The sequence below is a fragment of the Nocardia sp. No.11 genome (assembly GCF_038752175.1).
GTDB lineage: Bacteria > Actinomycetota > Actinomycetes > Mycobacteriales > Mycobacteriaceae > Nocardia > Nocardia canadensis.
Window position 1 is genome coordinate 1 of the sequence record NZ_JBCGFB010000214.1, and the last position, 5,044, is coordinate 5,044.

At 71.6% G+C, this 5,044-nt stretch carries 5 protein-coding genes; 1 reads left to right on the plus strand and 4 read right to left on the minus strand.

Annotated elements, in window-relative coordinates:
* The 4 genes from V8688_RS31145 to V8688_RS31160 all read right to left on the minus strand — a co-directional run.
* The coding region (locus V8688_RS31145; RefSeq protein ID WP_342802304.1) for an MFS transporter at positions 1-1,091 on the minus strand (1,091 nt) is incomplete at its 3' end.
* Between the two features lie 248 nt (positions 1,092-1,339).
* Complete coding sequence (locus V8688_RS31150; protein ID WP_342802305.1) at positions 1,340-2,602, minus strand: FAD-dependent oxidoreductase; 1,263 nt, start codon at positions 2,600-2,602, stop codon at positions 1,340-1,342.
* Positions 2,603-2,621: 19 nt separating this feature from the next.
* Positions 2,622-3,167, minus strand: coding sequence for a GNAT family N-acetyltransferase (locus tag V8688_RS31155; RefSeq protein ID WP_316575283.1), 546 nt, complete (start codon positions 3,165-3,167; stop codon positions 2,622-2,624).
* Positions 3,168-3,182: 15 nt separating this feature from the next.
* Positions 3,183-4,100, minus strand: a complete 918-nt coding sequence (locus tag V8688_RS31160; RefSeq protein ID WP_218718216.1) for a Ku protein — start codon at positions 4,098-4,100, stop codon at positions 3,183-3,185.
* Between the two features lie 109 nt (positions 4,101-4,209).
* Here V8688_RS31160 and V8688_RS31165 point away from each other — a divergent pair.
* Positions 4,210-5,044: lycopene cyclase family protein (locus V8688_RS31165; RefSeq protein WP_342802306.1), on the plus strand; the 835-nt coding region annotated here is incomplete at its 3' end.

The window sequence follows — 5,044 nt, forward strand, 5'->3', positions numbered from 1 at the left end:
ATCGGCGGCAGCGCCGCGGCGCCCCACGTGCCGAGCGCGACGCCGCCGACCAGACCACCGAGCGAGACGCCGAGGTAGGTGCCGGAGGTGTTGAGCGCCAACGCCTGTGGCGCCAGCGGGCCGGTCAGCGACGCCAGCCGGGCCTGGATCGCGGGCGCGTTCCAGAACGCGGCCGCGCCCCACACCGCCAGGACCGGCAGCAGCGCCGCGATAGGCACCGGACGTACGACCCACGTCACCCCCAGGTATCCCATCGAGACCGCGATCGCGGTGATCCCGGCCGCCAGCGCGCGCCGCGGACCCCACCGGTCGGTCGCCACGCCACCGCCCCACATTCCGGCCATCCCGGCGACTCCGGCCAGCCCGAACGACACCGCACGGGCATCGACGCCCGACCCGGTGACCTCGGTGAGGAACGGCGCGAGATAGGTGAGCATCATCATCGACCCGGTGATCAGCGAGACGTTCGCCAGCAGGCCCACCGCCACGGGTCGCCGACCGAGACTGCGCAGCTGTGCTTGCCAGTCCGGCAACACCCCGTCGGGGCGCTGCCGGGGCAGGGTCGCGAGCAGTCCACCGAGGGCGAGCGCGCCGCCGACGGCCATCGCGGCGAAACTCGCGCGCCAGCCGTACGCGCCGCCGATCCAGGTCCCGATCGGCACGCCGACCGCGATCGAGCCGGTCACGCCCAGCGTCACCACGGCGAGATAGCGGCCCGCCTTGCCGTCGGGCGCCCGCTGGAACGCGGTGGCGAACAACGACGGGGTCGCGGCCGCGGCCGCGGCGGCCGCCACGATCCGCCACCCCATCAGGACACCGAACGACGGCGTCAGCAGCGCGCCGAGATTGGCCGCGACGAAGACACCCAGACAGGTCACGAGCAGTGCGCGACGCGCGACGCGCGCGAGCAGCACACCGGTGACCGGCGCCACGATCGCGACGGTCACCGCGAAGACCGTCACGAGCTGACCGGCCGCGGCCTGACGCACACCGAGATCACGGGCGATCTCGGGCAGGACACCGGCGATCACGTAATCGTCGGTGTAGAAGACGAACGAGGCGGCGAACAGCGCCACCAACCATCGAGGCATAGCAGACTCCCACTGGTACCGAGCTGACTGCGCGCGTCCCGGCGACAGGGGGACGCGCGACAACGGGCAGACAGTGGCCGGCCGGTGTGTTCGGAGCACGACGAACCGCGGTGCCTGTCGGCACGGTGTCGTCGCGTCGGGAACGGCCACCGGCGGACCGGTGGCTAGAGTCTGTCCGCCTCGGTAGCAGTGGTCACGATCGCCAAACTACCGCACCGAAATCCTCGGCGCCGCCGAGTTTTCGGCGCTCAGTCGCCCAGATACTGGTGGACCAGCATCACGGCCATCGAGCCCTCGCCGACGGCGGCCGCCACCCGGCGACCGTTGTAGGCGCGCACGTCGCCCGCGGCGAAGACGCCGGGCACGGTGGTCTCCAGATGCAGCGGCGGCCGGGGCAGTGGCCAGCGCGCGGCGGCGAGCGGGGCGGCCACGATGTCGGGTCCGGTGAGCAGATAGCCGTTGTCGTCGCGGGCGAACCCGGGGGCGAGCCAGCCGGTGGCGGGGTCGGCGCCGATGAAGGCGAACAGCCAGGTCGCGGCCACCTCCTCGGCGGCGCCGGTACGCCGGTCACGCAGGGTGAGGCGTTCGAGGTGGGTGCCGCCTGCCGCCGCGGCGACCTCGGTGCCGGTGCGGACGTGGATCTCCGGAATCGACTCGATCTGCTCGATCAGGTAGGTCGACATCCGCGCCGCCAGCGACTCGGCGCGGACCAGCAGGAACACCCGCCGGGCGCAGCTGGCGAAGTAGACCGCCGCCTGGCCCGCCGAGTTGGCGCCGCCGACGATGTAGACGTCGGCCCCCGAGCACAGCGGCGCCTCGGTGAGCGCCGAGAAGTAGTAGACGCCGCGACCGGCGAATTCCGTGATGCCGGGCGCGTCGAGGGTGCGGAAGGTCGCGCCGGTGGCGATGATCGCCGAGCGCGCCGTGACCGTCGTGGTGCCGCAGTGCGCCGTGACGCCGTCGGCGTCGGCCGTGAGCGCGTCGGCGGCCAGGCTGATCACCAGTTCCGCGCCGAACTTGCCCGCCTGGCGACGCGCCCGATCGGTGAGCTGGGCGCCGGAGATGCCGTCGGGGAAGCCGAGATAGTTCTCGATGCGGGAACTCAGCCCGGCCTGCCCGCCGATCGCCCAGCGTTCGAGCAGGACGGTGTGCAGCCCTTCGGACGCGCCGTAGACGGCGGCGGCCATCCCCGCGGGCCCGCCGCCGACGATGAGCAGGTCGTAGCCGCCGGAACTCGGCGTGGTGTGCAGCCCGGCCCAGCGGGCGAGTTGTTCCTCGTCGGCGGGGCGCAGGGCGCGCCCGTCCGGCCCGATCAACACGGGGGTGTCGGCGGCGTCGAAGCCGTGCGCGGTGAGCAGCTCCCGGCCCGCCGGATCGGTGGGGCGCACCCACCGGCAGGCGATCTCGTTGCGGCTCAGGAAGGTGCGAATGGCCGCGCACGCGGGCGACCACACCTCGCCGACCACGGTCAGCGCGGCGGAGTCGTGCTCGTCCGGTGCGGTGGGAGCCACCCGTCGAGGATAGGCCCGTTCAGCGGCGCGGGTGCTCCACCGACAGCCTGCCGCGCCGGATCAGATCGTGGCGGGTGGTGGCCGACATCGGCGGCAGCGGCTGTTCGCCGCCCGCCTCGTCGGGGTTCGGGCGCACGAGCAGGGTGACGGTCGCGGCGGGCACGAAGCCGGTGCTGGTCATCAGCGCCGCCGAGGCGCTGTTGCGGTCCTCGACATCGGTGACGATATGGCGGGCGCCGCGTGCGAACAACGCCTCCGAGCACACGTCCACCAGCCGCCGGGCGATGCCGTGGCCCTGCATGTCGGGCGCGACGGCGATCCATTCGAGGTAGGCCCAGTCGTCGCGGTGCTCGAATTCCATCGAGCCGAGCACGAAGCCGACGACGCGGTCGGAGTCCAGCGCGACCCAGCAGGCGTTGTCGGGGCTGTCCAGATGCTCGGCGACCGCCGTGAGCGACCACGAGGTGTAGGGCTTGGTGGTCGTGTCGAACACCTGGTGGCCGAGATCGAGGACTTGACGCAGATGTCCCAGCCCCATCGGCACGACAGCGATCGAGGAGTCCATGCGGGCCAGTCTGCCCTACGCGCCTTTGCGCGCCGCGGTCTTGCTGTCGGCGGATTTCTTCGGCGCGGCTTTCCGGGGCGCCGCCTTCTTGGCGGGCGCCTTCTTCGCCGCCTTCTTCGCTGGTGCCTGCGCCGAGTCGGCGTCGCGGCGGCCGCTCGCCTCGAGACTGCGTTGCAGGGCGGCGACCAGATCGACGACCTCGGCATCGGTTTGTTCGGCGGGCTCGGCCGCCGCGGTGGACTCCACCTTGCCCGAGCCGCTGGCGATCGCCTCGTCGAGCAGTTTCTGCAATTCGATCTGGTATTCGTCGGTGTATTCGCTGGGATCGAAATCGCCCGACATGGATTCGACCAGGGTCTCGGCCATCTTCAATTCCTGCGGGCGCGGCGCGGGCGCGTCGTCGAGGGCCGGGAAGTCGACGGCACGCACCTCGTCGGGCCACAGCAGGGTTTGCAGCACGAGCACGCCGTCGCGCACCCGCAATGCCGCCAGCCTGGTCTTCTGTCGCAGCGTGAAGTGGACCAGCGCGGTCTTGTCGATGCGCTCGAGGGTGGCGGCCAGCAATTGGTAGGCCTTGGGCGTGGCCGAATCCGGTTCGAGGTAGTAGCTCTTGTCGAACAGCACCGGGTCGATCTGTTCGGAGGGCACGAATTCCAGCACCGGGATCTCGTGCTTCTCCGCCGCGGGGAGTTTCGCGAAATCGGCGTCGGTGAGCACGACCTGGTCGCCGTCGGGGGAGACGTAGGCCTTGTCGATGTCGGAATACTGGACGGAATTGCCGCACACCTGGCAGACACGGTCGTATTTGATCCGGCCGCCGTCCTTGGCGTGGACCTGATGGAACCGAATATCGTGGTCCTCGGTCGCGGTGTAGACCTTGACCGGGACATTGACCAGCCCGAATGCGATCGAGCCCTTCCAGATCGATCTCATTTCCCCATGATGGCCGAGATATCGCCCGGGGGCGAGCGGCCGCCGCCGAACCGGTGCCCGTCCGTGACGCGGCGGTGCTTGAAATCGTCGCGTCTGATCCAATCGACGGGTGCACGCCGAGCTGATCATCTGCGGACTCGGCCCCGCGGGCCGGGCGGTGGCCCATCGCGCCCTGACCCGTGGGCGGCCGGTGACGGTGATCGATCCGCACCCCGACCGCGTCTGGACGCCCACCTATGCCGCCTGGGCCGACGAACTGCCGGACTGGCTCGACCCGGCGGTCGTCGCCGCGACCGTCGACCGGCCGACGGCCTGGGCGCTCGGCGAGCACCGGCTCGAGCGCGCCTATCAGGTCCTCGATACCGCGGCGCTGCAACGATCGCTGACGATCGACGGTGCCGAGGTGATCGCCGATCGAGTCGTCGACCTGGACGCGCGGGCGGGCACGGTGCGCACGGCGAGCGGGATCACCCGAGCCGGCCGGGTGATCGACGCCCGCGGCCTGACCAGATCGGCACGCCGGGCCGAGCAGACGGCGTACGGCATCGTCGTCCGCCGCGACACCCTCGACGCCGACCAGCCGACGCTGTTCATGGACTGGCGGTCGGACAACGGCGCCGGCACCGATGATCCGGCCTCGTTCCTCTACGTCGTCCCGCTCGGCCCGGACACCATGTTGTTCGAGGAAACGTGCCTCGCGGGCAGGCCCGCTCTCGGGCTCGAGGTGCTGCGGCGCAGGCTGGAACACCGCTTGCGCGCCCGCGGCATCGCGGTCACCGGTGCGGAACCGGTCGAGCGGGTGCGCTTCCCCGTGGAAGGTGGCAGGCCGGGCGGTGGCCGGTTCGGGGCCGCGGGTGGCCTGACCCATCCCGCCACCGGGTACAGCGTCGCCGCCTCGCTGCGCGCGGCCGACCTCGTCGTCGCGGGCGGGACTGCGTGGACCG